At 34.4% G+C, this 25892-nt stretch carries 43 protein-coding genes; 30 read left to right on the forward strand and 13 right to left on the reverse strand.

Annotated features, from left to right (window positions below):
- Positions 1 to 140 precede the first annotated feature (140 nt).
- The 10 genes from LQV35_RS06015 to LQV35_RS06060 all read right to left on the reverse strand — a co-directional run bounded on the left by LQV35_RS06015 (position 141) and on the right by LQV35_RS06060 (position 4103).
- Complete coding sequence (locus LQV35_RS06015) at positions 141 to 521, reverse strand: DUF1064 domain-containing protein (RefSeq protein WP_230056967.1); 381 nt, start codon at positions 519 to 521, stop codon at positions 141 to 143.
- Entirely contained in the window at positions 460 to 741 is a 282-nt protein-coding gene (locus LQV35_RS06020; protein ID WP_230056968.1) for a hypothetical protein, read from the reverse strand. The genes LQV35_RS06015 and LQV35_RS06020 overlap by 62 nt, the downstream gene beginning before the upstream one ends.
- Complete coding sequence (locus tag LQV35_RS06025; protein ID WP_230056969.1) at positions 741 to 950, reverse strand: hypothetical protein; 210 nt, start codon at positions 948 to 950, stop codon at positions 741 to 743. The genes LQV35_RS06020 and LQV35_RS06025 overlap by 1 nt, the downstream gene beginning before the upstream one ends.
- Positions 947 to 1783 carry an RAD55 family ATPase gene (locus LQV35_RS06030; protein WP_230056970.1) on the reverse strand — a complete coding sequence of 279 codons (837 nt, stop codon included), beginning with the start codon at positions 1781 to 1783 and terminating at the stop codon, positions 947 to 949. Before LQV35_RS06030 ends, LQV35_RS06025 begins: the two co-directional genes overlap by 4 nt.
- Positions 1780 to 2136 carry a hypothetical protein gene (locus tag LQV35_RS06035; RefSeq protein ID WP_230056971.1) on the reverse strand — a complete coding sequence of 119 codons (357 nt, stop codon included), beginning with the start codon at positions 2134 to 2136 and terminating at the stop codon, positions 1780 to 1782. The genes LQV35_RS06030 and LQV35_RS06035 overlap by 4 nt, the downstream gene beginning before the upstream one ends.
- On the reverse strand, positions 2117 to 3055 hold the full coding sequence (locus LQV35_RS06040; RefSeq protein ID WP_230056972.1) for a hypothetical protein: 939 nt from the start codon (positions 3053 to 3055) through the stop codon (positions 2117 to 2119). The genes LQV35_RS06035 and LQV35_RS06040 overlap by 20 nt, the downstream gene beginning before the upstream one ends.
- On the reverse strand, positions 3052 to 3273 hold the full coding sequence (locus tag LQV35_RS06045; protein WP_230056973.1) for a helix-turn-helix domain-containing protein: 222 nt from the start codon (positions 3271 to 3273) through the stop codon (positions 3052 to 3054). Before LQV35_RS06045 ends, LQV35_RS06040 begins: the two co-directional genes overlap by 4 nt.
- 83 nt (positions 3274 to 3356) lie before the next feature.
- The gene (locus LQV35_RS06050) at positions 3357 to 3626 is read right to left on the reverse strand and encodes a hypothetical protein (RefSeq protein ID WP_230056974.1); all 270 of its coding nucleotides are present in this window, start codon (positions 3624 to 3626) and stop codon (positions 3357 to 3359) included.
- 127 nt (positions 3627 to 3753) lie between these two features.
- On the reverse strand, positions 3754 to 3891 hold the full coding sequence (locus tag LQV35_RS06055; RefSeq protein ID WP_230056975.1) for a hypothetical protein: 138 nt from the start codon (positions 3889 to 3891) through the stop codon (positions 3754 to 3756).
- Positions 3879 to 4103, reverse strand: a complete 225-nt coding sequence (locus LQV35_RS06060; protein ID WP_230056976.1) for a hypothetical protein — start codon at positions 4101 to 4103, stop codon at positions 3879 to 3881. The genes LQV35_RS06055 and LQV35_RS06060 overlap by 13 nt, the downstream gene beginning before the upstream one ends.
- 105 nt (positions 4104 to 4208) lie before the next feature.
- Here LQV35_RS06060 and LQV35_RS06065 point away from each other — a divergent pair, with 105 nt between their 5' ends.
- From LQV35_RS06065 to LQV35_RS06080, 4 genes are all read left to right on the forward strand, one after another.
- Entirely contained in the window at positions 4209 to 4883 is a 675-nt protein-coding gene (locus LQV35_RS06065; RefSeq protein WP_230056977.1) for an XRE family transcriptional regulator, read from the forward strand.
- A 170-nt stretch (positions 4884 to 5053) separates the two neighbouring features.
- Positions 5054 to 6736 (forward strand): ATP-dependent nuclease, encoded by a 1683-nt coding sequence (locus LQV35_RS06070; RefSeq protein WP_230056978.1) that lies wholly within the window; start codon positions 5054 to 5056, stop codon positions 6734 to 6736.
- An 8-nt stretch (positions 6737 to 6744) separates the two neighbouring features.
- Entirely contained in the window at positions 6745 to 7617 is an 873-nt protein-coding gene (locus tag LQV35_RS06075; protein ID WP_230056979.1) for a DNA adenine methylase, read from the forward strand.
- Positions 7604 to 8056, forward strand: coding sequence for a thermonuclease family protein (locus LQV35_RS06080; RefSeq protein WP_230056980.1), 453 nt, complete (start codon positions 7604 to 7606; stop codon positions 8054 to 8056). The genes LQV35_RS06075 and LQV35_RS06080 overlap by 14 nt, the downstream gene beginning before the upstream one ends.
- Positions 8057 to 8058: 2 nt before the next feature.
- Here LQV35_RS06080 and LQV35_RS06085 read toward each other — a convergent pair whose 3' ends face one another.
- Positions 8059 to 8268 carry an excalibur calcium-binding domain-containing protein gene (locus tag LQV35_RS06085; protein ID WP_230056981.1) on the reverse strand — a complete coding sequence of 70 codons (210 nt, stop codon included), beginning with the start codon at positions 8266 to 8268 and terminating at the stop codon, positions 8059 to 8061.
- A gap of 336 nt (positions 8269 to 8604) precedes the next feature.
- Here LQV35_RS06085 and LQV35_RS06090 point away from each other — a divergent pair, with 336 nt between their 5' ends.
- From LQV35_RS06090 to LQV35_RS06135, 10 genes are all read left to right on the forward strand, one after another.
- Complete coding sequence (locus LQV35_RS06090; RefSeq protein WP_230056982.1) at positions 8605 to 8838, forward strand: hypothetical protein; 234 nt, start codon at positions 8605 to 8607, stop codon at positions 8836 to 8838.
- 328 nt (positions 8839 to 9166) lie between these two features.
- Positions 9167 to 9400, forward strand: a complete 234-nt coding sequence (locus tag LQV35_RS06095) for a hypothetical protein (protein ID WP_230056983.1) — start codon at positions 9167 to 9169, stop codon at positions 9398 to 9400.
- Between the two features lie 4 nt (positions 9401 to 9404).
- Positions 9405 to 10184 carry a hypothetical protein gene (locus LQV35_RS06100; RefSeq protein ID WP_230056984.1) on the forward strand — a complete coding sequence of 260 codons (780 nt, stop codon included), beginning with the start codon at positions 9405 to 9407 and terminating at the stop codon, positions 10182 to 10184.
- A 1-nt stretch (position 10185) separates the two neighbouring features.
- Complete coding sequence (locus LQV35_RS06105) at positions 10186 to 10413, forward strand: helix-turn-helix domain-containing protein (RefSeq protein ID WP_230056985.1); 228 nt, start codon at positions 10186 to 10188, stop codon at positions 10411 to 10413.
- Between the two features lie 144 nt (positions 10414 to 10557).
- Positions 10558 to 11169: a BRO-N domain-containing protein gene (locus tag LQV35_RS06110; protein ID WP_230056986.1), complete on the forward strand. Its 612-nt coding sequence runs from the start codon at positions 10558 to 10560 to the stop codon at positions 11167 to 11169.
- A 129-nt stretch (positions 11170 to 11298) separates the two neighbouring features.
- Positions 11299 to 11472 (forward strand): hypothetical protein, encoded by a 174-nt coding sequence (locus LQV35_RS06115; protein ID WP_230056987.1) that lies wholly within the window; start codon positions 11299 to 11301, stop codon positions 11470 to 11472.
- A 1-nt stretch (position 11473) separates the two neighbouring features.
- Positions 11474 to 11689, forward strand: a complete 216-nt coding sequence (locus LQV35_RS06120) for a hypothetical protein (protein ID WP_230056988.1) — start codon at positions 11474 to 11476, stop codon at positions 11687 to 11689.
- A gap of 111 nt (positions 11690 to 11800) precedes the next feature.
- Entirely contained in the window at positions 11801 to 12601 is an 801-nt protein-coding gene (locus tag LQV35_RS06125) for a PD-(D/E)XK nuclease-like domain-containing protein (protein WP_230056989.1), read from the forward strand.
- Between the two features lie 13 nt (positions 12602 to 12614).
- A complete protein-coding gene (locus LQV35_RS06130) occupies positions 12615 to 13010 on the forward strand; it encodes a hypothetical protein (protein ID WP_230056990.1) in 396 nt (131 codons plus the stop codon).
- On the forward strand, positions 13007 to 13870 hold the full coding sequence (locus LQV35_RS06135) for a hypothetical protein (protein ID WP_230056991.1): 864 nt from the start codon (positions 13007 to 13009) through the stop codon (positions 13868 to 13870). Before LQV35_RS06130 ends, LQV35_RS06135 begins: the two co-directional genes overlap by 4 nt.
- Positions 13871 to 13897: 27 nt before the next feature.
- Here LQV35_RS06135 and dcm read toward each other — a convergent pair whose 3' ends face one another.
- A complete protein-coding gene (gene dcm, locus LQV35_RS06140; protein ID WP_230056992.1) occupies positions 13898 to 14824 on the reverse strand; it encodes a DNA cytosine methyltransferase in 927 nt (308 codons plus the stop codon).
- Positions 14825 to 14885: 61 nt separating this feature from the next.
- Complete coding sequence (locus LQV35_RS06145) at positions 14886 to 15410, reverse strand: Bsp6I family type II restriction endonuclease (protein ID WP_230056993.1); 525 nt, start codon at positions 15408 to 15410, stop codon at positions 14886 to 14888.
- 191 nt (positions 15411 to 15601) lie between these two features.
- On the opposite strand from LQV35_RS06145, the gene ssb reads away from it, so the two are divergent.
- From ssb to LQV35_RS06220, 16 genes are all read left to right on the forward strand, one after another.
- Positions 15602 to 16048 carry a single-stranded DNA-binding protein gene (gene ssb / locus LQV35_RS06150; protein ID WP_230056994.1) on the forward strand — a complete coding sequence of 149 codons (447 nt, stop codon included), beginning with the start codon at positions 15602 to 15604 and terminating at the stop codon, positions 16046 to 16048.
- A gap of 126 nt (positions 16049 to 16174) precedes the next feature.
- The gene (locus LQV35_RS09095) at positions 16175 to 16300 is read left to right on the forward strand and encodes a hypothetical protein (protein WP_268250092.1); all 126 of its coding nucleotides are present in this window, start codon (positions 16175 to 16177) and stop codon (positions 16298 to 16300) included.
- Positions 16297 to 16674, forward strand: coding sequence for a type II toxin-antitoxin system death-on-curing family toxin (locus LQV35_RS06155; RefSeq protein ID WP_230056995.1), 378 nt, complete (start codon positions 16297 to 16299; stop codon positions 16672 to 16674). The genes LQV35_RS09095 and LQV35_RS06155 overlap by 4 nt, the downstream gene beginning before the upstream one ends.
- Positions 16675 to 16686: 12 nt before the next feature.
- Positions 16687 to 17595 carry a P63C domain-containing protein gene (locus tag LQV35_RS06160; RefSeq protein ID WP_230056996.1) on the forward strand — a complete coding sequence of 303 codons (909 nt, stop codon included), beginning with the start codon at positions 16687 to 16689 and terminating at the stop codon, positions 17593 to 17595.
- Between the two features lie 2 nt (positions 17596 to 17597).
- Positions 17598 to 17831 carry a transcriptional regulator gene (locus tag LQV35_RS06165; protein WP_336245996.1) on the forward strand — a complete coding sequence of 78 codons (234 nt, stop codon included), beginning with the start codon at positions 17598 to 17600 and terminating at the stop codon, positions 17829 to 17831.
- A 369-nt stretch (positions 17832 to 18200) separates the two neighbouring features.
- Positions 18201 to 18407 (forward strand): hypothetical protein, encoded by a 207-nt coding sequence (locus LQV35_RS06170; RefSeq protein ID WP_230056997.1) that lies wholly within the window; start codon positions 18201 to 18203, stop codon positions 18405 to 18407.
- Between the two features lies 1 nt (position 18408).
- Entirely contained in the window at positions 18409 to 19137 is a 729-nt protein-coding gene (locus LQV35_RS06175; protein ID WP_230056998.1) for an antA/AntB antirepressor family protein, read from the forward strand.
- Between the two features lies 1 nt (position 19138).
- A complete protein-coding gene (locus LQV35_RS06180; RefSeq protein ID WP_230056999.1) occupies positions 19139 to 19555 on the forward strand; it encodes a hypothetical protein in 417 nt (138 codons plus the stop codon).
- Positions 19556 to 19576: 21 nt separating this feature from the next.
- Positions 19577 to 19972, forward strand: coding sequence for a YopX family protein (locus LQV35_RS06185; RefSeq protein WP_230057000.1), 396 nt, complete (start codon positions 19577 to 19579; stop codon positions 19970 to 19972).
- On the forward strand, positions 19969 to 20169 hold the full coding sequence (locus LQV35_RS06190) for a hypothetical protein (RefSeq protein WP_230057001.1): 201 nt from the start codon (positions 19969 to 19971) through the stop codon (positions 20167 to 20169). The genes LQV35_RS06185 and LQV35_RS06190 overlap by 4 nt, the downstream gene beginning before the upstream one ends.
- Before the next feature lie 2 nt (positions 20170 to 20171).
- Complete coding sequence (locus tag LQV35_RS06195) at positions 20172 to 20357, forward strand: hypothetical protein (RefSeq protein ID WP_230057002.1); 186 nt, start codon at positions 20172 to 20174, stop codon at positions 20355 to 20357.
- Between the two features lie 3 nt (positions 20358 to 20360).
- A complete protein-coding gene (locus LQV35_RS06200; RefSeq protein ID WP_230057003.1) occupies positions 20361 to 20603 on the forward strand; it encodes a hypothetical protein in 243 nt (80 codons plus the stop codon).
- Complete coding sequence (locus LQV35_RS06205) at positions 20593 to 21687, forward strand: tyrosine-type recombinase/integrase (protein WP_230057004.1); 1095 nt, start codon at positions 20593 to 20595, stop codon at positions 21685 to 21687. Before LQV35_RS06200 ends, LQV35_RS06205 begins: the two co-directional genes overlap by 11 nt.
- Before the next feature lie 940 nt (positions 21688 to 22627).
- Positions 22628 to 23146 carry a plasmid mobilization protein gene (locus LQV35_RS06210; RefSeq protein ID WP_418884445.1) on the forward strand — a complete coding sequence of 173 codons (519 nt, stop codon included), beginning with the start codon at positions 22628 to 22630 and terminating at the stop codon, positions 23144 to 23146.
- Positions 23136 to 24572, forward strand: coding sequence for a relaxase family protein (locus LQV35_RS06215; RefSeq protein ID WP_230057006.1), 1437 nt, complete (start codon positions 23136 to 23138; stop codon positions 24570 to 24572). Before LQV35_RS06210 ends, LQV35_RS06215 begins: the two co-directional genes overlap by 11 nt.
- Before the next feature lie 420 nt (positions 24573 to 24992).
- The coding region (locus LQV35_RS06220) for a retention module-containing protein (protein ID WP_230057007.1) at positions 24993 to 25892 on the forward strand (900 nt) is incomplete at its 3' end.

Raw genomic sequence — 25892 nt, forward strand, 5'->3', positions numbered from 1 at the left:
AAATTCCTTATAAAAAACGGAAAAGGAAATGAACTTTTTTGATAGAGAATTTTCGACTTTGTGCGGTTCCCCCCTGTACATACAAAAAAGCCCTAGGAAGAACCTATGAAAAGTTGTTCTGTGTATTATCTTTGTCATCTCTATACTTCCCTAAACTCTGCTTTTATTTTACCATCTGCTATGAGCTTTAAAAGTAGTTTCCGTTTTATTAAATACTCTTTTGTTTTATAGCCTTTTACATCCTCGATTATCGTTTCGCCGTTTTGAGTATAAACAAAGTCGGCTATGTAAGTTATCGCCCTTTCGCTCTTGCCCTGTGCTGTAAACTTTGGCTGTAGCTCAAACCTTACTTGCTTTTGCAACTCTTTTATAAGCCCTTGCTTTAAAAATAGCTCCAGCTCTTTTGCTCTTTTTGCTTCTTTTGCGCTGTCGTAATCATTTGTTTTTCTAGCGTTATATTTATGCTTTTTCTTTTGTAAAGCTTTCCCAGTTTGTTTCGTCAAGCCTTTGTAATATCTCATTGTCTATCTCCATTTTCCCGTTGTGTATCTTTCTGTGACATTCACAGTATATTTTTATAAGCGTTCTGTCATCTTTGTATGCTCCGTATTTTGCATGATGAAACTCATACGGGCGATATTGCTTGCATATTTGACATGTTTGGTATCGCTCATCTAAAAAGCTCTTAAATGCTTTTATTGTTTTTTTATCTAGCCTGCGGTTTTTGTCAATTACTTTCATCAAAACAGCCCCTTACTTGACATATCCGCCATCTCTTTACGCTTTTTGTTTGTTTTGTCGATGAAGTTTTTAACAAGTGACAATTTATGTGCTGCTATACGCTCACTATTGCCGATTAGATTATTGTTGTCATCTACGGCGCTTATGATAAACTCGGCTTCATTGATTAGGTGCAAATGCACGGCTTTTACTTCTCTTGGTATTATCATTCTTTAAACTCCACTTCTTCTATTGGTTTTTGATACCCATTTGGGATTATTACACTCCATGTGTTGCCAGTTGTGCTTAATCTGTCTTTAGAGCAAACCAGTCTTCGTTCGTTTTTAATATCATCGTAGCTTAGATAAAATATCATATCGCTATCGTAGACTTGGTCATTACCGCCCTTTAGACTTAGTCTGCCACTTTTTAGGTCACTCTCATTCATTTGGTTTATCAGTATCACAATAACGCCAGTTTCACGACATACTCTTGATATTGTGGCACTAATGGTTACATTTTTTGTATATTCGTCGGTTTTTTCTCTAAGCAGTATTTTCATGCGGCTGTCTATGGCTATTAGTTTTACATCCATTTGAGCAAGCTTTCTTATTCTGCGCTCTATGCTATCAAGATATGGGTCGTCTTGTATAAGTATCGTGTTGGCTCTAAAATTTGCACTTGAATATTTAAGCTTGTTGTATAGAACTTTCTCGTACATCTCATAGCTAAAAAATGCAACTTTGTGTTTTTCTCCCATAGATTGAAGTAACTGCAAGATAAAATATGTCTTTCCTGCAAAACTAGCTCCTGCTAGGTTGATAAAGCTGCCTTGTGCTAAACCATATCCTGCAAGATTAAAATCAAACCATCTAAGCCCTGTTGGTATAAATTTTAAGGCAGGGTTGGCGTCTAGTCTTTTAAAACACTCTTCAAAGCTTTCAAAGTTTGGTTGTGGTTGAGCATTTTCTATCTCACTCATCGCTTTTGTGATTTTGTCGTTAAGCTCTTTTAGATAGTCAATTGCCTCAGCTGGTGTTTGTAGGTTTGATGGGATATTCATAGCTTTAACCCTTTTAAGCTATTTAGTGCGCTGTTTGTTTTACAAAGCTGTGTTAGATAGCTATAATAATGCTCAAAGTCCTCAAACAATAGTGGTGTAAGAGAAAATATTTCACTTATTTCACGCTCTAAATTTGGCTTGTTTTTTATTATGTCAAGTACTACGACATTAAATCCTCTTGCTGGAAGTTCTTTTACATGCTCGTTGTAAATTTTTACTAGCTCTTTCCTTGTGCCTGTGAATAACTGCTCGTTTAAATTTGACACCATGGTTGGTATAGTGTTTGAGAAAAAGTTATAAAACACACTGGCTAATAAGAGCCTCTGTAAGTTCTCATATTCGTATGCTAGCATACTCATAACTCCTTTGCGTTCTATCTTCGTATCTTGCTGTTGCTGTGTTAAATTGTCTAATTTCCATTATCCGCTCCAATGTGCCTCCCCTTGCTAGGTAGTTCTTTTCTTCTTGTGTTAGGTTTATGTCGTTGTTTGTATCAGCCTTTGTTTTTATTGGACTGCGATAGCCTGAAGACATACACCGCTCAATAGCTTTGTTTACATCCACTCCTTCGTTATGCCATTTACGCCAGTCTCTAAATTTCATATCTAGCTCCATTGTTGTTGGACGCCAGCCTTTTTCTTGTAGATATTGCATGTAGTCGTCAAAAAACTCAGGGTCTAAAAAGTCAGGTAGATTTACAACTGGAGTGTTTGGTTTTGTTTGGATTTTAGGTTGCTGATTTTCTTCGCGTGCGTGCGTAAAAGAATTCTCTGATAAATTTTCTGTAGTATTCTCTGTATAGTATGTTGGTGGGTTTTCCACATCAGGGTTGGTGGAATTTCCACCATAGCATTGGCGGGAATCACACGAACCATTTTGTGCATTTTCCTTGTCTTTTTTTAGCGGGGCAATGTTATTATTATTGAGTGTACTACGCTCAACTTCATTAGCAAATACAACCATAGTATCATAATATTTCTCCCAATTAATCTCGTAAAAAGTTTTAGCTGGCAAACCTTCAACGCTAATTGTTAAAAAAGGGCACTCCTTTAATTTCCTCTTTGCACTTTTTAATTCATCAATGCTTAGCATAGTCTCATTTCTAAGCTCCGCATCGGTTTTAAATATCTTATTTCTTTTTAAAGATGAAAAACAATAAATTATTTGGCTTAATAATAACCCAGCTGTTATTGAGCCAGTATATTTTGCATAGAGTGGGTAAAAAGCTATGATTTTAGCGTTTAATTCTCTTAAAAAAGCTTGATTGTTCATATCGTTTCCTCCATTGGAAGCTTAACTAGTGTGTATTTATAATCCTTGCCGTATTGAGTCTTAAAGTATTCAACCCTAAATTCCCAGCCGCGCTCTTTAAGCCTGTAAATAATTGCACCAAGTCTTGATATAAAACGACTTAGGCATTCATTGCGTGTGATATAACCTTTTTCTTTTAGTGTAGTTTTTACACGGTCAATCTGTGTTTCACTTGCCATTTATTCCCCTTTAGGTTAAATTTTTAGAAAACCCCACAGAAAGGACGATAACTGCGAGGTTGTGAAAGTAAATTTATTTTCTGCTATAATTCTTTCATGTTTGAAATTTTAAATATCTTTAAGCCCTTACTCACTAATGAGCAGTTTGCTGTGATATTAGGCTTTATTGTTGGTTGCTGTGCTGGATTTGGTTTTTGCAAATCAATCACTCCAAAGCAAAAGCCACAACTACAAATTTTAAGGCGCATCTGCATTAGCGATTTTGCAAAAACACCAGTAAATATTTTTTTTGAAGGCTCCAAAATCAAAGCCATAGAGTGCAACTTTGCCATCAAAGGCAATTGTAAACTCACCGGCAAAAGATGCGCCTTTTTTAAACACTTCACCTAAGCCACCTAAAAAACAATGTAAATATCGCATAAGGCAAAGACCATACAAAAAAGCCGAATGTAAAACCTACGGCAAAAAGCGCATATTCATTCATCTCTCACCCCTTTCATACTCTCTAAGCTCTTGATAGATGTAGTATGCAAGCACGCAAGCACCAGTTATGCAAAACGCTAGCACTACGGCAAAGAAGCCTATGATTATGCTAATTATCAAGCTTAGGAGTTGCATTTTTGGGCTTTTTCTTGTAAATATGGTTTAATTTCTAGTCCCCATTTATCTATCGGGTGTTTTACCGCCCTATTTTGGGCTAATAGTAATTGTATATACCTAGCGGGTTTTTTATCGCTACTCCCAGCTAAATACACATTTACCGAACTATCCTTTAAACCAAATTTTTTAAGCTCGTTGGCTAATTTTTGTCTATAATCTAACTTTTTCATAACTAAATATTACTATTAGTTTATTTAAATCTTACTTAATGTAATTTGATTTTTTTAAAAATATGCTATAAAATATTACAAAAAGTAATTTTAGGGGGTATAAAAATGAAAACTTTTGCAACAAAACTCAAAGAACTTATCGACGCCAAAGAGGGGTTAGATACCGTAAAGCTAGCAAATATTTTAGGCGTTAGTCAATCAGCTGTTAGTCAGTGGCAACTAGGGCAAAAAGGTGTTTCAAAAACAAATATTGCCAAAGTCGCAAATTTTTTTAATGTTCCTATTGAATATTTGATAAATGATAATATTATGGAATTAAAAAATTTGACAAATAAGCAAGAACTAAAAAACAATGACAACACCATATATGTGCCATTTTTTAAAAATGGCTTAGTTTCTGCTGGTTTTGGTAATGAAAATGACGACATGGGCGATTATGACTTATTGCCTTTTAAACCAGAGGATTTACGCCTAATGTTTAATGTTAGCCCCCGTGCTAAAATTGGCATAATCCCATGCCTTGGTAACTCAATGGAGCCAACTATACACGAAAGCGATCTAATCGTTTTTTGTAATGATGGCGAACAAATAGTAGAAGGGGCTGTTTATATTTGTAGGTATGATGGCGAACTATTTGTAAAGCGACTAAAAAAACGCCCATTTCTTGCATTGATTAGCGACAACAAGGATTATGAGCCAATACCAATAGCCGAAGATTTGGATGTGCAAATTATAGGGCGTGTTGTTGGGTCATATAGTATAAACTCAAAAAGGTTATAAAATTTTTGAGCAAAGTTGTAAGCATAAACAAACTTCGTTTAAACAATCGCAAAGCAAGACTTAGAGCTGTTGGTAGGGGGTAGATGTGAATGTAAAGTTTTTTTCGTAAGAAAAATATATGATGTTGAAATAAATAATTTTTCATTAATAATAAAAAATTAGGGTAACACATGGAACAAGAAAATAAAATTTTTATAGAAAAAATTGAAATTAAGGACTTTAGAGCTTTTTCTGGAATAACTCAAGAAGGTGAATCAAAAATATACTCAATAGAACTTGGTGAGCATATAACTTGCATCTCTGGACATAATGGAATAGGCAAATCAACTATTTTAGCTATGCTTAGCAACTGTGGAGAACTTAAAAAACAAGCTGGTATTCTTCTAAATGGTGATAAATTTACCGGAGAATACAGCTCTATTGTAAAATATGATAAGGATTATGACACCTCTGGTGAAAAATGTAGCATACACTTTCATGCCCCAGATAGTATATTGGATTCATATGAACTTAAATACCCAAAAATACTTGATTTTAGGGCGGCTGTTCAAGGAGGAAATAGGTATAGATTGTTACCAAAAAAGACAGATGAACGCTTTACGGAAAGTAAAATAGAATGGCCAACATATTACTTAGGTCTTTCTAGACTATACCCAGTAGGTGAATCTGATGATGTAAATGTGAGCGAAATAAAAGTAGACGCCGAAATAAAAGATGAAATGTTTCAAGCTTATACTAGTATTTTAAGTTCAGATATTGAAAAAATAAACCCAAGCTTTATTAACCCATCTGATGCCAAAAAGAAAAAAGGCGTTGGGATAAAAACGGATAAGTACGGAGCACTATCAAATTCATCAGGGCAAGATAATTTGGGGCAAATTTTAATGGCTGTATTTTCATTTAAAAACCTTAAAAATACACTTGAAAAAAAAGAAAATAATCTTTATTATGGAGGTATTCTCCTTATAGATGAGATAGATGCAACATTGCACCCAGCAGCCCAAAATAAATTGTTCGATTTTTTATACAAAAAAGCAAAAGAGATAGGGCTTCAGATAGTTTTTACTACGCATAGTTTAAGTTTACTGGACCATATAATAAAAAGAGGAACTTTAAATGACAAAAACACATCTTTAGTTGTCCAGTATTTAACAAATGCTAGAAAAGATATAGAAATTCTAAAAAATCCAACCATTGAGCAAATAGAACGCGATTTATTGATATTAAGCGGAAAAACGAAAGAAAAAATAAAAATTAATGTTTTAACAGAAGATGAAGTTGGAAGATGGTTTTTAGAAAAAATTATTGAATCCTATAACTTGAATGTAGAATTAAATTTTTTAGATTGCACTTTTGGTTGCGGAGAGATAGCAAAGCTAATTAATAGTAGTCAAATTTTTAATAATTTTTTGGTGATTTTAGACCCAGATGTATCAAATGGGAAAAGCAAACAGGATGTTGAAAATAATCTTAAAAAAAGTAAAGGATACTGGAAACTAGAAGAACCTACAAAAGAAAAAACAAGATGTATTTTTTATCTTCCGGGTGAAAAACCAGTAGAATCTATTATGTGGGAATATGTATATTCTAGCCCAAAAGAGCATGATATGTATTTTGATGAAAGCTTGGAGTCGCATGGTATTAGAAAAAGAAATCTTCTCGAAATGCCTAGCTCAATGGATATGAGTGTTTTAGAAAATCAAAAAAAGTGGTTTTATGACAATCAATACATACTGGATATTATAGTAAAATATTGGATAGAGGATAATAAAAATATTGCAGATGCTTTTGTATCCAATTTTAAGTTTGAATACAATAAAATAGCCGAAAAAGTTAGAATTGATAAAATATAGGAGTTTTTTTGGCATATTTATCACCGCTTCGCTACCCAGGAGGAAAAAGCAAGCTTACCGATTTTGTATACAATACAATCAAAATAAATAACATAAAAAATCCTATTTATTGTGAGCCGTTTTGCGGTGGTTCTGGCGTGGCCATAAATTTGTTGTTAAAAAATAAAGTTGATAAAATCATTCTAAATGATTATGATATTGCTATTTATTCGTTTTGGAAAGCTGTTTTAGATGACACAAAAAAACTTGGCCAAAAAATTATATCAACGCCAATAACCATTCAAGAAAGAGAAAAACAAAAACAAATTTATAAAGAGCTATCAAGTAAAAAAGAGTATAGTATAGACCTTGCCTTTGCAACATTATTTTTAAATAGAACAAGTATATCCGGCATTATAAAAGGAGGTGTTATAGGTGGCAAAGAACAAAAGGGTAAATATAAAATTGATGCTAGATTTAATAAAGAAAAGGTTTTAGAAAAAATTAATAACATCTCTAATTTAAAAGAAAAAATAGAATTGTTTAATATTGATTGTAATGCATTTATAGATGTATACCTAAAAAATCATGTCAATAAAAATAGCTTATTTATCTTTTTTGACCCGCCATATTACAAGCAAGGTAAAAACTTATATACTAACTTTTTTAATCATGAAGACCACCAAATTTTAGGTACGGCCATAAAAAAATTAGATGATTTATTATGGATATTAACATATGATAATGCGCCAGAAATTTATAACATATATAAAGATTATAGCCCCAAAAAATACAAGCTTCAATATTCGGCCAAAAACAAAATAAAAGAAACAGAGCTATTTTTTAGTAGCTCAAAAACAAAAATACAATCATTTTTGGGTGTAGATTTTGAAGCCTTATAGTTTATTTATTTTACTACCATCATTATTATTTGCGCTCTCTGGCAAAGTCATCAAGGTATCAGATGGCGATACTGTAACTATCCTAGATAACTCATACACTCAACACAGAATAAGATTAAACGGCATAGACGCACCAGAGAAAAAGCAGGCTTACGGCAACAAGGCAAGATTATTTTTATCCGATATGATAGCAGGGCAAATGGTATCCGTGCAAGAGCATAAAAAAGACAGATACGGAAGAATAGTAGGAACAATCTATTTTAATAACTATGATATTAATGAGCAAATGGTTTTAAACGGTTATGCGTGGGCGTATGTAAAATATGACAAAAAATATAAGCTTCATGAAATACAAGCAAAAAAGCAAGGCTTAGGGCTTTGGCAAGACAAAAACCCTATACCGCCTTGGGAATTTAGGAAGTTAAAAATAAAAAGATAGTTTTACTTTCGTTTTTTCTTTTTTCCGCAAACATTTTCACAAGGCACGCCATCCCCATCTCGGTCAAATTTATCCATGCCACAATTATTAAGGTAATACATTGCTTCTTTACAGCTTTTCATCTCTTTACAATAGCGCTTTGAGCAATCAAACTCTTTTTCAGCACTAAAACCAAAAGCTACAAGACTTATAAATAAGATTAGTATTTTCATAGTATATCCTTTTAAAAATTATAGCACAAATTTTTTATAAATAAAAATTACTTTTTATTACTTTTAGTATAACTTTAAGTAAGTTTTAATCTTACATTTGGTAATATTTCACTATCCAACCAAGGATAGGCTTCATAGCTGAGAAGCTTTGACCGAGTGAGCCTGTATCGAGTTGATACTTAATCACGCTTTAATCGGAAGCGCACTGTGGAAGCGATATTGCCACAGCTAACGCCAGCGAGCTTTTAGGATAGTTTTTAGGCTCGTTTTTAAATTTCTGCTAAAAAGACTAAAATTTTATGTAAAGTGATATAAAGTCATTATAAAGGATACACAATGAAAACACAAAAAGAATTTACTATAAAGGCTGGGACTATTATAAGTATAAAAGGGTTGCCATTTAGATTAGAACAAGATGTCAGGGTGTCTGGAACAAATGCAAATTATAAATTAGCTCTTAGCCAGTCAGAGCATTCCTTATTAAGCCCCTGCCAAGCCGCTAAAGATGTAGCAACTTCAAGCACGACCAGCTTGTCATTACCATCTAAAGCAGAGGATAGATATTCTTGAGCTTGAGTAGCCGAATATCTACTTTTTATTATCCAAGTGCTATCTAGGCAATGCCACCAATTGCCTAGCTCTTGAATTTTTTATAAAGATTATTATAGTCTTGACCTTGCTTATGCAAGTCATAAGATATTATCAATGTTTTCATGTTATGCCTCCATTTTTGGCAATCCCAGATTATTTTATCAGCTTTTGACTTTATACCACTTTACATACATTTACCCTACCACAAGGGCGGTATAGCCTTAATGCCACTTACTGCTTTTTTGTTAGAGTAAAAATTTAAATATTTTTTAGTTAAAATATTAGCTTAGTTTATAAAGGATAAACAATGACAAAAAATATCAAAGACATAACCGAAATACAAATCAGGTGCAAGCACTGTAAAACTCGCATTGTATTTGACATAAACGAACGCAAAAAGTCGTTTGAATATTGCCCTAATTGTAACAATGCACTATTTTACAACGACACGAATTTATTAAGCGACCTAGACAATGTTTTTAAGCGGTTTGACTATCTACAAAATACCGAAATAAGCTTTGTTTGTGATGATAAGGAGTAAAAATATGACAAGCGATGACAAAATCTCTATAAAGCTACGCATTGAAAAAGATAGTCCATTAGAGCTTACAGCGTTAGCAAACGCATTATTGTCGTTAAATAACTCCATTGATGAGTTTGTATCCAAGCAAACAGGCATAACTGGCACAAAGACGACTTTACAAAGTGTAGAAAAAGGTAGCGATGTTTTTAATATGGTTGTTTTTGGCGTCGGTGGTGCATTGGCTATCGGTGAGTTTTTGCCTACCATTAATGCATATTTTGAGTTTTTTTCTAACATCAAAAACATAGGTAAAAGAAGTGTAGATGAAATCAAACAAGACCCATTTTTAACGCCAAATATGCTTTTACATTTAGAAAACATCATAAACTTAACAGATAAAGAAAAAGTTAGCCTAGAGCTTACAAGCCCAGTTTTTAACAACTGCATCTTTATCAATCAAGACAACAAAGAAAGCTACAAACAAGGGCTAAATACCGCAAGGCAAATCAGAGATGACCAAAACAAAGAGCAGGTTAAAAAGGTCTTTGATAAGATGTCTATCACGCTTTATCAAACAACAAATACCGATAAAAATGTTAAATTTAAAGCATTTTGTTACGAGTTAAGCGATAAAGCCATACCGATTTTAATCGATGATGAGATATTAAAGACTGAAATTTTAGAAAACCCTTACAACTATCGCTTTATTTGCGATATTGAAATACATAAGGACGCAAAAGGCAAGATAGGCTTATATAGAGCATTTAATTATATTGATAAATTTGAACTTACAAAGGACTAAAATGACAGCGGATGATAACATTGTAAAACGCGTATGCAAAGAATTAAACATCACACAAAGGGAGTTGGCGGAGCGGATGGAAATTCCTGAAAGCACGATAGCTAGATGGAAAGGTGGCGATTTGCCGCGCTTAGCCGAGCTTTATTTAAATGCTTTGCTTGAAAATGTAGAACTAAAATCAAAGCTAGAAACTATCAAAAAAGCCCACGAAATCGTATCAAAACTATAAGGGGGACGAAAATTTCGTTACCCTTTATTTTCATTTTCGGAAGTTTATTTTAAATTTTATTGCAAAAATGAATAAAAACTCTTGACAAACTTTCAAAAATAATATACAATTCACTTAAATATTTTCAAAAATGAAAGGTTTAAGATGAATTCTTTATTTTCACAACAAATATCACAAGTTGAAATTTTAAATTTCCAAACATTCACTACCGAGTATGTTTCAGAGCATTACGGCATAAGTAAGCAAACTGTTATAGACCATAAACGCAACCACACTGATGAAATCATAGAAAATATCCATTTTATTTACGAGCTTACAAACACAAAAGGCGGTAAGCAAGAAGTTTTAAAATGGACACTCCGCGGTATCATCAAGCTAGGTATGTTTATCCGTAGCCCACAAGCTAAAAATTTCCGTCTTTGGGCTGAAATGGAGCTTGAAAAGTCTATCAATAAAGAGCTAGAAAACGCGCGTATCGCTAGAGAGAACAACCTGCGTTTAGTGGATAAGGTTAGCGACCTCGAAGCCACTTTGATAAACAAAGCCAACCGCCACCAAAAGCAGATAAACGGCTATAAAGGGCAGATAGCACAGCACAATCAAAAAATCGAGCTTTTAAAAGCCAAAAACACCATTTTAAAACACAAAAATGAGCAAAACAACGAGTTTTTACTATCTAACCTACAAATGGCAACAAACAAACTTAAAAACGCTATTGATACATTTATAAACGATGTTTGCATAGCGATAAAATAAAGGAGCATAAATGATAAAAGGTCTTAGTGGGTGCTATTTCTCCCGCAGGTTTTATTATATAAACGCTGATGGCTTTATAGTAGCAAGGCAAGGCGACAAGGTCGTTGATACGGCTTATAGGAGTTAGCTATGAAAGCATTTGTATCAAGCTTTGATGATATGCTGTGCGAACTAAAAAGAGCCGAAAAGGATAACGCAAGGCTTGCAAATTCTTACACCAAGCGTCCAAATGAAGAACGGCGTATGCAAATTATTGCAAAAACAAATCAAAAACTAAAAAAACTAAACAGCAAGGGGGCTTAAGATGAGCGGTATTGAGAGTCAAGACTATGACTTTATGAAAAAAGAGGAACTCGAGCAAAGCCTTACGGTTTTTTGCGATGAGTATGAGAGCAAAGTACAAAAGCTTATTGATTCGATTAGTTGTAAGCTAGTTGCCTTGCGTGGGTATTATGAGCCACTGATTGGCTTTGAAAATACAGATGAGATAGAGCAAACCGTCTGGGATAATAGACTTTAAGGAGCAGGTTATGACACTAGAACAAAAATTTAAATTTATCCGTGCAGGATACAGGCTCTTTTATAGCAAAAGCGGTGTTTTTGGTGTAAGAATGAGAAGAGGGGCAAGGCAATGTTACTAAACAACAAAGACTACCATGCAAGGGCTGAAATCTCAAAATCTGATTTAGATTTATTGGCAAAAAGCCCCCTGCATTTAAAACTGAAAAATGAGCTAAAAAGTGAGCCAACGCCAGCGCTTATTTTAGGCTCATTGGTGCATACATTAGTTTTAGAACGCCAAAATTACTTTAACGAGTATATTTTAAAACCAAAATTTAATAAACGCACCAAAGACGGCAAACAAGCAGATGAGGATTTTTTAGCCTTACATCCAAATAAAACGGCGATCGAGTTTAGCGCACTTATGACAGTGGCTCGCATCACAAAGAGCGTGCTAGACATGCGAGAAACTACCGCTTTTTTGCGCGATGGCAAGGCAGAACAGAGTTATTTTAGCACTATTAACGATGTGGCGGTAAAGTGTCGCCCTGATTTTTACAACGAAGCTTTGGGGTTGATAGTTGATTTAAAGACTACAAGCGACGCAAGTCCTAGCGGTTTTGCTAAGTCAGTCGCTAACTTTAACTACCACATTCAAGCCGCCTTTTATACCGATGTTTTAGCAAGCCTTGGCAAAGAAGTAAATAAGTTTATGTTTATAGCTGTTGAAACCAAAGCACCTTTTATGGTGGGTTTTTATGAGCTTGATGAAGTTGCGTTAGAGCAAGGACGCAAACGCTACTTAGAACTGCTAGAGCTTTATAAATATTGTCGTGATAATGACGAGTGGTGGGGTTATGCTAACTTTGATGGAGAGAGCATTAAAGCAGTGCAAACACTTAGCTTACCAGCGTGGAAATTTTATGAGTAAAAAAGGATACAAAATGACACAAGAAAAAGCAGAGTATTTAAAGAAAAAGCTAAAAAGAAAAATAAAAAAGGAATTCTTTGAAGTCTTTGATGGCATGTTAGTAGATGTGCTTAATAATAAAAATTATAGCTTTGAGGCAGAATACGGGATATTGGATAATAAAACGCCTGATGGTAGCTTTTATGTTTATTATGGAGATTACCGTTTGAATGGTAATGAAAAATTTGATGGAGCATATAGAGAGATAAAAATTGATAATAAAAAACTAAGATGTTGTTGCAATATACAAATAATAGACAGAGATGATACTTATTTTGATAGTGCAGTAGTTGGCTCTTTTGTCTTAGCTAGGCTTATGCACTTTTATAAAAAATACGATAGAAAATTACGAAAAAAGGATATAAAATGAACCAACTAACTACAATCGAACAAGAAAAAGAGCGTTTCGAGTTAGAGCAACGCAAAGCGAAGGCTTTTGTCTCAACAGCATTTTTCCCGCAACATTTAAAAGGCTCACCCGATGTAAGCGTAGCAAATGCGATTATCGTCTATGACATAGCAAGTCGCATGAATTTAAGCCCGCTTGAAGTCGCGCAAAGTATTTTTATCATACACGGCAAGCCAAGCTTTGAGACGAAATTTTTAGTCGCTAGGCTAAATTCAAGCGGTTTGCTAAAAGGTCGCTTGCAAACTATCGTAAGCGAAAACGGACAAAGCGCATATTGTGAAGCAATAGACGCACAAACGGGACAAACTCTGCGCGGCACAACTATCACAATGCAAATGGCACAAGCTGAGGGCTGGCTAGGTAAAAACGGCTCAAAATGGAAAACTATGCCAACGCTTATGCTTAAATACCGCGCGCAAAGCTTTTTTATAAATGAGTTTTTCCCAGAGGTGCGCTTAGGACTTCGCACAAAAGAGGAAGTGCAAGACATCGAGGCTGATTATAGCGAGGTACAAACTCCAGTTTATACAAGCGATAAAAAGCCACTTGATTTAAACGAGATAGCAAGTTTAGGGCTTAAAAAAGCCAGTGAGTTAAAAGCACAAAAGAGCGAGCCCATAGAAGCAGAGATTGCCGAAGTGCCAGTCATAAATGTAGATGAGCCACTGCCTCACGATGAGCTACAAAGCAAACTTATGAGGCGCGGGCTAAATGAAAATGAAGCCGAAAGGGTTGTAATGCGCTTTAATGTAGAGCAAGTGCAAGCCTTTTTAAATGACCCAAGTAGTATTGATACATTGGTGGAACAAAATGCCGACTAATCGTGCAAAATTTTAGCGTAATGTAAGCTAACCTAGTGCGACTTTAATATTATCGGCTATTCGCTTTATTACCTTTACACAAACAGAGTTGCCTGCTTGTTTATAAAGGTGCATATTTGCGATTTCAGGTAGTACAAAATTTGACCCAAAACCTTGAAACATAAAGCACTCTTTTGGTGTGAGCTTTCTTATGCCGTGCTTTGTTAAGACAAGTGGGACATTATGACCGCCTGTACCCATATTTGCCGTAAGTGTAGGGCAAACATTGCTTTTATTCTCACGAACATATCGCCTGCGCCATTGATAAATTGTATTACTTTTTGTGATAGATTTTTTAAGTTCATCGTAAAAAGCTGATTTTGGTGTATAATAATACCTTTCATCTACTTTTGCGTTAAAATCCACTATGTCAGCGATTGTTCTTGTTAGTGGTACTGGCTTTGGAAAGTCAAAATTTCTATACACAGTTTCATCCTTAAAACCAACTATATAGATACGTTCCCTATTTTGTGGCGTATTGCCATATTCACAGGCGTTTAAAACTTGATATTTTATAAAATAGCCCAAATTCTCAAGTTCTGAAAGTATAATGGCGAAGGTATTGCCCATATCGTGGCTTACTAAGTTTTTTACATTTTCTAAAAATATCACACTAGGCTGGTTAGCTTTTATTATACGCAGTAGGTCAAAAAAGATGTTACCACGCTCATCGTTAAAGCCTTTTTGATACCCCGCTACACTAAAAGCTTGGCAAGGAAAACCAGCGACAAGAGTATCAAATTTTGGTAAAGTATTTTCATTTACTAGCCTTATATCTTTGTTGTCGACAATGGTTTTTTCATTGGTTTGATAAGTTATACAAGCATTAGCGTCTATCTCATTTGCATAGACAACGCTTTCGTTAAAACCTTTTTCAATGCCACCAACCCCTGCGAAAAATGAGGCTATTTTCATACTCTGCTCCCTTGTGCGGCGTGCCGCTTTTTTGGTGGAGTGGGCTAGGACGCACCACTCCTTATTTTTTAACTATCCTAGCCACAATGTCAATTATTGCCACTGGCTGGATGTTGTTTTGATTTATATAGCTTATTAGACTTAGTCTTGGGCGTCGCCCTAGTTTTTGCTGGTCTTTTACCGTCTGTGTTTTATTAACACTTAAATTTACAAAAGCATCGCTATTAAGTCCTAAGTCGTAAATATAAGCTTCGTTTTTATCGTATTTAAGCCTAAAAAATATCAGCTTGTCAAACTTTGTGTTAGGCGAGAACGAACTCAAATCATCATCAAAATTTGATGTTGCTTTTATCTCTATTAGGCTACCGTTTTCATCAGTTGCATCGCCACCTTTTGTACCCTTGTTCCACTTGTAACCTAGAGCATAGCAACTCATAGGCTCACTTATGGTTTCAGGCAGATTCAGTCCACGCGATGAAACTGACTTAATACCGTTGTTTAGGTCTTTATAAAGAAAGTATAACCTACAAACTTCTAAAAACCTAGCATCATCAATGGTTATAAAATCAAGCTTTGTTTTTGCCATTTTTATGGCGTCCTAGCTTAAAACACATTTTAACAAAAAAATACAAAAATTTAATTTAAAAGGATCAACAAAAGACAGAAGCGGTCATAAAACAAGATTTTTTTCGCAATGAAATAATTTCGCAAAAATCAGACGTCTTGCAACAAACCGATGATTTTATCATCTTTGACATATCGAGAAAGGATTAAACAATGTTTAACAAAGTAGTTTTAGTTGGAAATTTGACCAAAGATATTGAGCTTAGATATTCACAGAGTGGAAGTTGTATTGGCAATTCAAGTATCGCCGTAACTCGCAAATATACAAGCACGCAAGGACAAAAAGCAGAGGAAACATGTTTTATTGATTTAATTTTCTTTGGCAAAACAGCAGAAATTGCCAACCAATATCTAAGTAAAGGCAGTAAGCTTTTAGTGGAAGGGCGTTTGAAATTTGAGCAATGGCAGGATAACTATGGAAACAATCGCTCAAAACATAGCGTAAGTGTGGAAAATATTGAGATGTTAGGTAGTCCAAACACTGGAAATGATACGCCAAACAAACCAACCAAAACATACACTAAAGCACCAACACAAAATAATGCTAAGTATGATAATGATGTCAGCCAATACATCGATGATGACACGATACCGTTTTAAGAACTCAACTGTCAACTAATAGTTGATAGTTGAAAAACACCCTATTTTGTATAATCAAAATATTAGATTATCTTTAAGTGGGAATTTTGTATAATCTAGGCTAAAAATAAGGAATAAAGGACAGACATGCAAACAAAATTAAGTGTTGTAAAAGATGATAAAAAGCGCCATATCATAAAAGAAAAGATGAAAAATGTGGTCTTGCAAAATCCCAAAGTAAAAGCTGTATTTGAAAGACTAAAAGACAAATGAATTATTTTGACATAGATGAGGCTATTGAGCTTCATGATATGATTATCGATAGTATGGGCGGTGCAAAAGGCTACAATGAAGTAAGCTTGGGCTATCTAGCCTCTGCACTAGAGCATATTAAAAACGATGAGTATTACCCAACCTTTTTAGATAAACTCACACACTTAGTATTTTCTTGTGTTAAATTTCATCCATTCTTAGATGGTAACAAACGAACTGCTGTGTATCTAGGCATGTTTTTCCTTGAATTAAACGACAAAGAGGGATATTTCGTGCATTTTGCGGTAAATATGGAAGATGTTGTAGTGAGGTTAGCTGAAAATAGCATTAGCAAAGATGAGTTGCACGAGATAATAAAAGGAATTTTGTATTAAAAAGGATAAATAATGGCAGATGAAATTTTAATTAAAGAGCCAAAAAATGCGAAAGTAACTCATAAGGGCGATTGGAAAATTTCAGATGATATTATTATAGAATGCTATGTAACTGATGATAAGCGCCGCCTTTTATCATTGCGTGGAACTGCTAGGGCTATGGATTTAAAAGGGGGTGGAAGTGGTGCGTTGCTTAGAAATTTAAAAGCTGGTTGGATACAACCTTTTTTATCGGACCAGTTAAAAATATGGATTTTAGGGGCAGATACAAAAAGTTTAGGCAGAATTTCAGGTATTGTCGGACCTGCATTTATTCCATTTGAGGCAGAGCTTTTTGTTGATGTTTGCAAGGCTTATGTAATGGCTGACAATAAAGGGATTTTAAATGATAGCCAAAGCGCAATCGCAAAAAGATTGCTTCACATAATGTCTGCATTTGCAAAAGTCGGTATCGTAGCCCTAGTAGATGAAATAACGGGTTATCAAAACCAAAGAGAGCAAGATGAGCTACAAAAAATACTATCAAAATACATTTCAACCGAATTTTTAGAATGGACTAAGCGTTTCCCTGATGAGTTTTACGAACAAATTTTTAGACTTAAAGAGTGGGGGGAGTTTAAAGCTCATCACAAAATGCCACAAGTAGTAGGCAAAATAACAAATGAAATAGTATATAAACAGCTTCCAGAGGGTGTGCTTGATGAGTTACGCAACAAAACACCAAAAAGCCCAAGCGGTAATAACTTATATAAATTTCATCAAAGCTTGACACTAGATACTGGCATACCACACTTAGATAAACATCTAATATCGGTTATTACACTTATGAAAGTAGCAGATGATTGGGATGATTTTGTTTATCTTTTTAATAAATCATATGCAAAACACTACCAGCTAAAATTTAATTTTGACAAGGAATAACAATGAGCGATGAAAATCTAATAAAACAAACCTGCAAAGAACTCGGGCTTACATATAAACAGCTTGGGGAGTTGATAGGGTATGGAGAGGAAGCCGTAAGTAAGGCAGCAAGAACTGATAATATTTCAGCAACAATGAGCAAGGCATTATCACTTTATCTTGAAAATTTAGAGCTTAAAGATAAACTAAAAACGCTTGACGCTTTATCTGAAATTATAAAACAACTATCCAAATAAGCGTATATTTTACGCTTATTTTCTACAAATAAACAAATAAAATACTTTAAACTATTGACATAACCCGTATAATTTTGGTATAATACTCTTATCAAAACGGATTTAATCCGCTTTGAAATAAACAAAAGGAGTATCAATGCTAAAGTTTCTGCAGATATTAGCTTTGATTTTGCAAATCCTTTATTGGGTTTTGCGAATGACAGGGTGGATTTAATCCACTCCCCCGCAAGGGGGCTAATAAACCTTAGCGATACTCCCTTTGTAATTATACCATAAGGAGTTTATTATGTCAGCAGATTTTTTAGATGTCTTAATGGCAGTAGCTTTTATTGCTACTTGCATTTGGGTTTACCACACAAAGGCTCAAAAATGAAAAACGAGCTTTATGATGGCAATGATGAAAGCTTAGCAAAATTTGCTGAGCTTTTATCTAAATACTCAACCGACACAAAAGAACAAGAATACCAGGTGCTTGATTTAGCTTATGATTTATTTGTAATGTTGCAAAACCTAGCAAATAATCATAATGCTATGAAAGCTAAAATTTTAAATATCTTAGAGCCGAAAGGAGAATAAAATGACAGAATTAGTCCCGATTTTACAAACAGAGTTTAATGGTGCTGAAATAAATTCAGTCAATGCAAGAGATTTACACGAAGTTTTAGAGAGTAAGCAAGATTTTTCAACATGGATAAAAAAGCGACTTGATGAGACAGATGCCGTTGAAAACACGGATTATATTTGCTTCCACAAAAAAATGGAGGCGAATAATGCCACAATGATAGAATACATCTTAGCCATAGACATAGCCAAAGAAGTTGCAATGCTAGAGCGAAACGAAATTGGTAAGAAAGTAAGGCGGTATTTTATTGAATTTGAGAAAACGCATAAACATTTTATGCTACCTAAAGATTTGCCTAGCGCATTAAGAGCATACGCAAACGAAGTGGAGCAAAAAGAATTAGCGTTAAAACAAAGAGATGAAGCGATACTTACTAAGGCATGGATAGGTAGCAAGCGAGAAGCAACCGCTATGGCAACAGCTTCAACAGCGACACGCGAAGCCGAACGGCTAAAAATAGAGCTAGATAAAAGCAAAGAGTGGGCTACTATAAAAAGAGTAGAAAAATCCATAGGTGGCAATTATAGTTGGCATAAATTAACAGCAATTAGTAAAGAGTTAAAAATCGAACGCATTGATGTTTTTGATGCTAATTATGGTGTAGCAAAATCATACCACAAAGATGTGTGGCTTAAAGCATATGGTATAGACATAACAAATTTAGAAATAAAAAAAGGAGCATAAAATGAGAAATTTTAACATAGTAATAACCGATGAGAGAGTAATGGTAAAAACCTTTCGTGCAGAAACACTTCAAGAAGCAAAAGATATGGCAGACATAGACTATACAAACGCTTTTGGCGATGAAGCATCACAGAGCGGTTATAAACGCATACAGGATAAAGAGTATGAAATAGGCGTAGAGCTTACAGATGAGTATTTATTAGATGAAGTTCAGGAGGCTTATTGGAATTTTGCAGAAACTGTTCACGATGTGAACGAAACCTTAAATGACTGGGTGCCAGAGAGTGTTGTTGAGTTATTTGGCAAAAATGGCAAGTTAAAAGGCAAAATCACAACCTTACAAAGCACTCTAAGTAAATTACAGCAAAAAATAGCTGATTATGAAAAAGTAAAAGGTCGGAACATAGAAGTAGCTTGATGTAAATATTAAGGATAAAAGATGAGAGAGATTAAATTTCGCGTATGGGATAAAGAGCTAAGGGTGTTGCGTGACGCTCGGTATATCGACCTTGAAAATGGCGAAGTAAGCTATTGGCTAAACCAAGCAAAAAATACCAATATAATAAAGCCATTAAAAAATGTAGAGATTATGCAATGCTCTGGGCTAGAGGATAAAAACGGCACCCTTATTTACGAAGGGGATATTATAGAGGGTAGGTTTATAAAAGATAACACTACTGCTATTGGGAGAGTGGATTATTTTCATAAAGATACTAAATTTATTTGCCACTTAATAGATGGCGATTATACTCCTGTTAGTAGTCTTGAGGAGATTGAAGTTCTCGGCAATATCTATGAAAATCCAAAACTTTTAAAGAAAAAGGATAAAAAATGATAGCTTTTAAAAAAAGCCGCGAAAAATGGATAAAAGAAATTTTATCCATGCAACAAGCGTGTAGAGATATGGAAACTATCTTGTGCGACCTTGATTTGCTGCTTCAAGCTTATCTGCAAAGAAAAAGCACAGTGTGCATAGATAGTCGTAAAAAGATAGCGGAAGCGTTAGAGATTTTAAGAGAGTTGAAAGGATAAAAATGAGTAGCCCAGAAAGAGACAAAGAATTAGAAACGATAGATAGGCTTATAAAATTTTGTGAAAGACACGATAAAAGGCATAAAATCATAAACAATAAAATTTTACCTATCTTATTTAGGCTACCTATGCGTAGGTTAGAAAAATTTAGGCGCGATTTAGTAAATATTTACGGAGAAAAAGGATAAAACATGAGCGAGTTTTTAGAGGTTAAAGGCTTATTATTAGAGCTAAGAGATACTATAAATTTGCTTTTACCAAAACGCATGTCAGTAGCTCAAATAGCAAACATAACAGGCAAGAGCAGACAGACCATAACAAGCTTTTTAAAAAGAAAATTTAGCCCTGGGACTGAATATTGGGAAGAAAATGGTAAAATTATGGTGTCTCAAGCTGTAGCCCTTGCACTGTTAAGGAGATATAATGAAAAATAGCGGTGGCTACAAGGTACGAAATGGCATGATCTATGTCTTTGGTACTGTCGGCGGTAAAAGATACCGCTTCTCTACTAATTTACAAGCGACAAATAAAAATTTACTATTTATCGCGCGTAATTACTGGAGTGTTCTTTTAAATAAAATTGATGAAAAAAATGCAGTAAAAGAGCCATCTAAGCTTTGTGATTTTTTACTAGAAGTCATAAATTTAAGTGCACACAAGCGCAGTAAGGCGGTGCAAGATGATTACATATCAAAAGCAAAGCGCCTTATTTTGCCATATTTTAAAGGTTATGGGCTAAATGATATAAAGCCACTTGATTTAGAGAAGTGGCAAACCGAGCTTCTAAAAAGTTATTCAACTACTACCGTTAAACGCGTAAAGAATATCCTAAATATGGCGTTAAATAAAGCTACTTTAAACGACATAATCCCTAAAAATCCCTTGCTTTTGGTTGATGGGTTTAGGGTGCATAATGAGAAAAAAGAGCCATACACCATCGATGAAATGCAAAAGATTTTAACCCACTCAAAGGGGTGGCTAAATGTCTTTTTGCACTTAGCTTTTACCACAGGACTACGCACGGGCGAGCTTTTGGCGTTAAAATACAGCGATATTGACTGGCAAAATAAGCTAATTTTTGTAAATCGCACCATTACTAAGGGGCAAATTTTACAAAGCAATAGTATAAAAAATCATAATCGCTTTGTGATTTTAGCCGATTATTTGGTTGAAATTTTAAAGGATTATGACAGCGGTAGCGAGTGGTTATTCCCATCACGGCTAGGCACACCATACAGCGAGGGCAAGGCTATCGCAAAGCGTTATTTTAAACCGCTTTTACAAAGTATCGGCGTAGAATATAAGACGCTTTATGCGACAAGGCATACATTTGTGAGCATTTTGAGAAACCACGGAGTAAGCAGAGAGTTTGTGGCTGAACTTGCAGGTCATTCGCAAGAGGTAAGCGATAAATATTACTATACAGCACAGCTCACAAACGAAAAAATCAGAGCTGTTAATAATGTCTTTTTTCAGCTAAATTTGGGCTTAAAGGCACAAAGTAGGGCACACCAATAGGGCTATACTGCAAGAATAGCGAATTTTAGGGACTAAAACGGCAAAAGGCGTAATTCTCATAAGCCGGAGGTCGGGAGTTCAAGTCTCCCCTTTGACACCAGAACATCGTATTTTAGGGCATTTATAGCGCCTACTTTCGATCTTTCCTTTCTTAATATTTTCTTTAAAAGTGTATCGCTCTATCCTAATAGTGTAACACTTTAAAAAACAAACGCATTATTATATCTCTCTTTTTCTTGATGATAAATAAAAATCAAGGTAAAAAGCAAATTTTAATCTTTTTCGTGTCATAACAAATACACCTTTTTACTTTTGCATAAATATGTTTTTGCTTATAAAAATAATCCAATCTTCCATCTCACATTATCCCTACTCAATGTAGCCACAATTATATTCTACTCATTGTAGCTACAAATTTCATCTTAATCCCATCCACCAAATTTATATTTATATCTTGTAAAAACATAAATCTATATAAAAACACCAACCCTAATATTATAAATTCTAATCTTAGGGCGAGCATACTCTTTGTGGCTACAAATCTTACAGATTAGTATCACACAAATAGTGCTCGCAAGGTGGGTTTAACACCCTCCTTGACCACCCGTTTTACCCCCTGATTTACTCTAAAATTATAATCAATTTTACTCATTTATATGTCGCTATTTTTACTAACCATATAAGGACACTATCAGGGGTAATAGTAGGATTAGATTTTACAAGATAAATCTATCTATAAAAAATCTGCATTTTTATAGCTTTGTAAAATCTTTCTTCATTACCGAAAAAATACCACCTTGTCAGGTAATATTTTCCATCTAAAAATATAAATTTAAAAAATTTGCATTTTTTAGTAGATTTCGCCATTTTGTTTTTATAACCGTTATAATTTATATTAAAAGAAGCAGTTCTTTTTTTAAAGAATTTAAAGGAGGCACTAATGCCAGATAACAAATCAAAAAAGACCAGGTCAAATAAGACAATTACTAAAAGGCTTAGAATGAGCGAAGAGGAGTGGAGAATAATACATGAAAAGCTAAAAAAAGATAAAATTAGCTTCTCTAGCTTTGCTCTCTCATCAATGCTATCAAGGCATATAAAATCACCCTTATCAAGAGAGCTTTTATATGAGCTTACTAAAATTGGAGCAAATATCAATCAGATAGCTAAGAAACTAAATAGTGATAAGAGTTTAGATGATATTGCTCTTGTTATGATATCAAATACAAATGAGTTGCTAGAGCAAATTTATACTGAGCTTGGTAAAAAGAGAGTAAGTCAGACAAATGATAAAAACAAACATATAGACGATAGTATGCCAACAATATTAAACGATACCATAAATATAGATCCTCTAGCTATAAATTTTAAAGATACTACTATACCTAAACATCTAGTCTCTGAAAGCACACCTAAAAATGCCTTAAATCACACTCAAGGACAAAGCCATGTTGGTTAAGTTTTTACCTACCTATACGGGTGGAGGGCTAGGGAGTATAAACTATTTATTAGATGAGAGGGTAGAGAAAGGAAGTGCTAGGGTATTAAAGGGAAGTGAGATGCTAACTAGAGCCATCATCTCTGAAATCCCCTTTAAGCAAAAAACCTGCTTTGGAGTACTTAGCTTTGAAGAAAAGCAAGATCAACTAACCTCTTCTCAAAAGCTTCAAATCATAAATGACTTTGAAAAGGCACTGCTTGGCAATATGCAAAATAGGGTTAATGTATTATGGGTAGAGCGCTCTGATAAAGAATTAAATTTTATCATCCCAAAGATAGACTTAGAAAGTGGTAAAAGCTTTAATCCCTATATGGCTAAATACGATCAAACAAAGATAGACTATCTAAAAAGAGCTATAAATATAGAGTATAGCCTAACAAGCCCAGATGACATTAAAAAGCAACAAAGTATATCAGCAAGTAAAAAGAATGAAAAACTCTATAACTTCATAAAAGCCTTAGACGATAAACTCAAAGATCTTGCAGTAAGAGCAGAGATAAACAGTAGAGATGAACTTATAAATTTCTTACACAATGATGGGTTTGAGATACTGAGAATAACTAAATCATCTATAACCTTAAAAGATTTAAATACAAATGCCAAATTTAGATTAAAAGAAGGAATATATAGCAGTGATTTTACTCTGACACAAATAACTCCAAATCCATATCAAGAAGACACTACCGCTACAAAAGAGTCCCTAGAGCAAGACAAGCGTAAAGAGTTAGAGCATTACAGAGATAGGGTAGCTAAGCTTATAGCAAAAAGAGATGAGCATAACAGAAGAAAATATAAATTTTTTATCCAAGATGAGTTAAATAGCAATCAATCAATAAAACAAATAAATAATATAGGAGAAGAATATGACAGCAAAAATGACACCACTGGAGCAAGCCTTACTGAAAAAGAACGAGGAGCTATCTATAAATCTATTAATAAACAATCACATAAAAAAGAGGGTAGCAGAAAAACTAGCAACACAATCACAAACGATAACACAGCTAGAAGCGGACAAGACCTGCTTATTGCAAGAGCAGCTGAGCAAGAGCAAAGAGATAGAGAATTTGCAAACAAGCTTGCTAGAGAGCAGCAACAAAATAACGAGCTTGAATCAGCAATTGCTAGACTTGAAAGAAGAATCTCTAGCCAAAGAGCAGCAAATGAGCGAGAACTTAGCATCCTTAAAGACAGAGCTAAAAGAGCTTATTCAATATGTCAATCAAAGCTTCAAAGATATGAACTCAGACTATCAGAGCTTAAACTCACAACAGAAAAATTTACAACAGTACTTAAGGGATTTGGAGAGCATTTTAGAGCAACTATAGAAAAACTTAAAAAAGATATTTCAAGAAAGGTAAAAGATAACTGGGATATGCAGATGTGAAATAAAAGATAAAAGATAAAAGATGAAAAAGAAAAAAACGAAAAAATGAAAAAAGATGAAAAATAGTTAAATGAAGAAAAGGTGTATTTGGATGTTTTTAGATAAAGGGTGGGGGGGGGGTAGAAAGGGGTTTTAATATTTCACAACCGCACCTTGTGAAAATGTGAATAAATCTATAAAATTTTAAAAATCTAGATCAATTTACTTATAAAAAATATCAAATTTTATACAAATTTCACATTTTTTTCACAAATTTTTCATGATTTTTTACACCATGAGCTACTAACAAATACCCTATATTTCAAGCTTTAAAGTACTTATGTAATATGAGTTTTATTTTATATTGTACTTTGGTACAATAGACTTACCCCCCCCCATTTGGATATAATCCATTAAAATTTAAATTTCAAGGAAAAAACTATGGCAACTCAAGTTGGTACAGTTAGACAAATCACAGGAAGCGTTATAGCAGTTGATGCAAACGGTAACCAAAGAACACTTCAAGTAGGAGATGCAATATTTCTAGGAGAAGTTGTTAAAACTGCAGGAAATTCTAAAGCTGTTTTATCTATGGATAATGGCAAAGATGTAAGTATCTTAGACAATGACACTATGACAATTGATCAAAGTGCTTCAAGTAATGTTAGCTTTGGTAATGATACAGTAACAGATATAACTGATCTACAAAGAGCAATCTTAGCAGGTGAAGATCTAACACAGTTAGAAGAGACTGCAGCTGGTGGTAACGCTGGTGGCGGCGGTGAAGGCACTGCTATGCTAAATGAGAGCTACTTTGCACAAGGTGGCAATGAGTCAAATGTATATGGCGATAGTAGAAACCTAGATAATAATCCTTCAAGCTTTGCAACACCTATACAGCCTATAGGAACTGGTAGTGACGATGATGCTGGTAATAAATCACCTGTTGGTACAGCTACAGCTGGTGATGTTACACCACCATCAGCACCAGATGTTACAGCTAACCCAGATGGCTCAGTAACAATCACTCCAAAAGATGATTCAACCGAGACTGAGATTAAATTTACTAAACCAGATGGTACAGATGAAACAGTAACTGTAACTAAAGATCCAGATACAGGTAAATGGAGTACTCCAAATACAGATGTAACTGTTAATCCAGATACAGGCGTAGTAACTATTCCAGAAGATAAGGTAAAAGATAATACACCAGTAACAACAACAACAACTGATGATGCTGGTAATAAATCACCTGTTGGTACAGCTACAGCTGGTGATGTTACACCACCATCAGCACCAGATGTTACAGCTAACCCAGATGGCTCAGTAACAATCACTCCA

It is taken from the genome of Campylobacter suis, assembly GCF_905120475.1.
Taxonomy (GTDB): Bacteria; Campylobacterota; Campylobacteria; order Campylobacterales; family Campylobacteraceae; genus Campylobacter_A; species Campylobacter_A suis.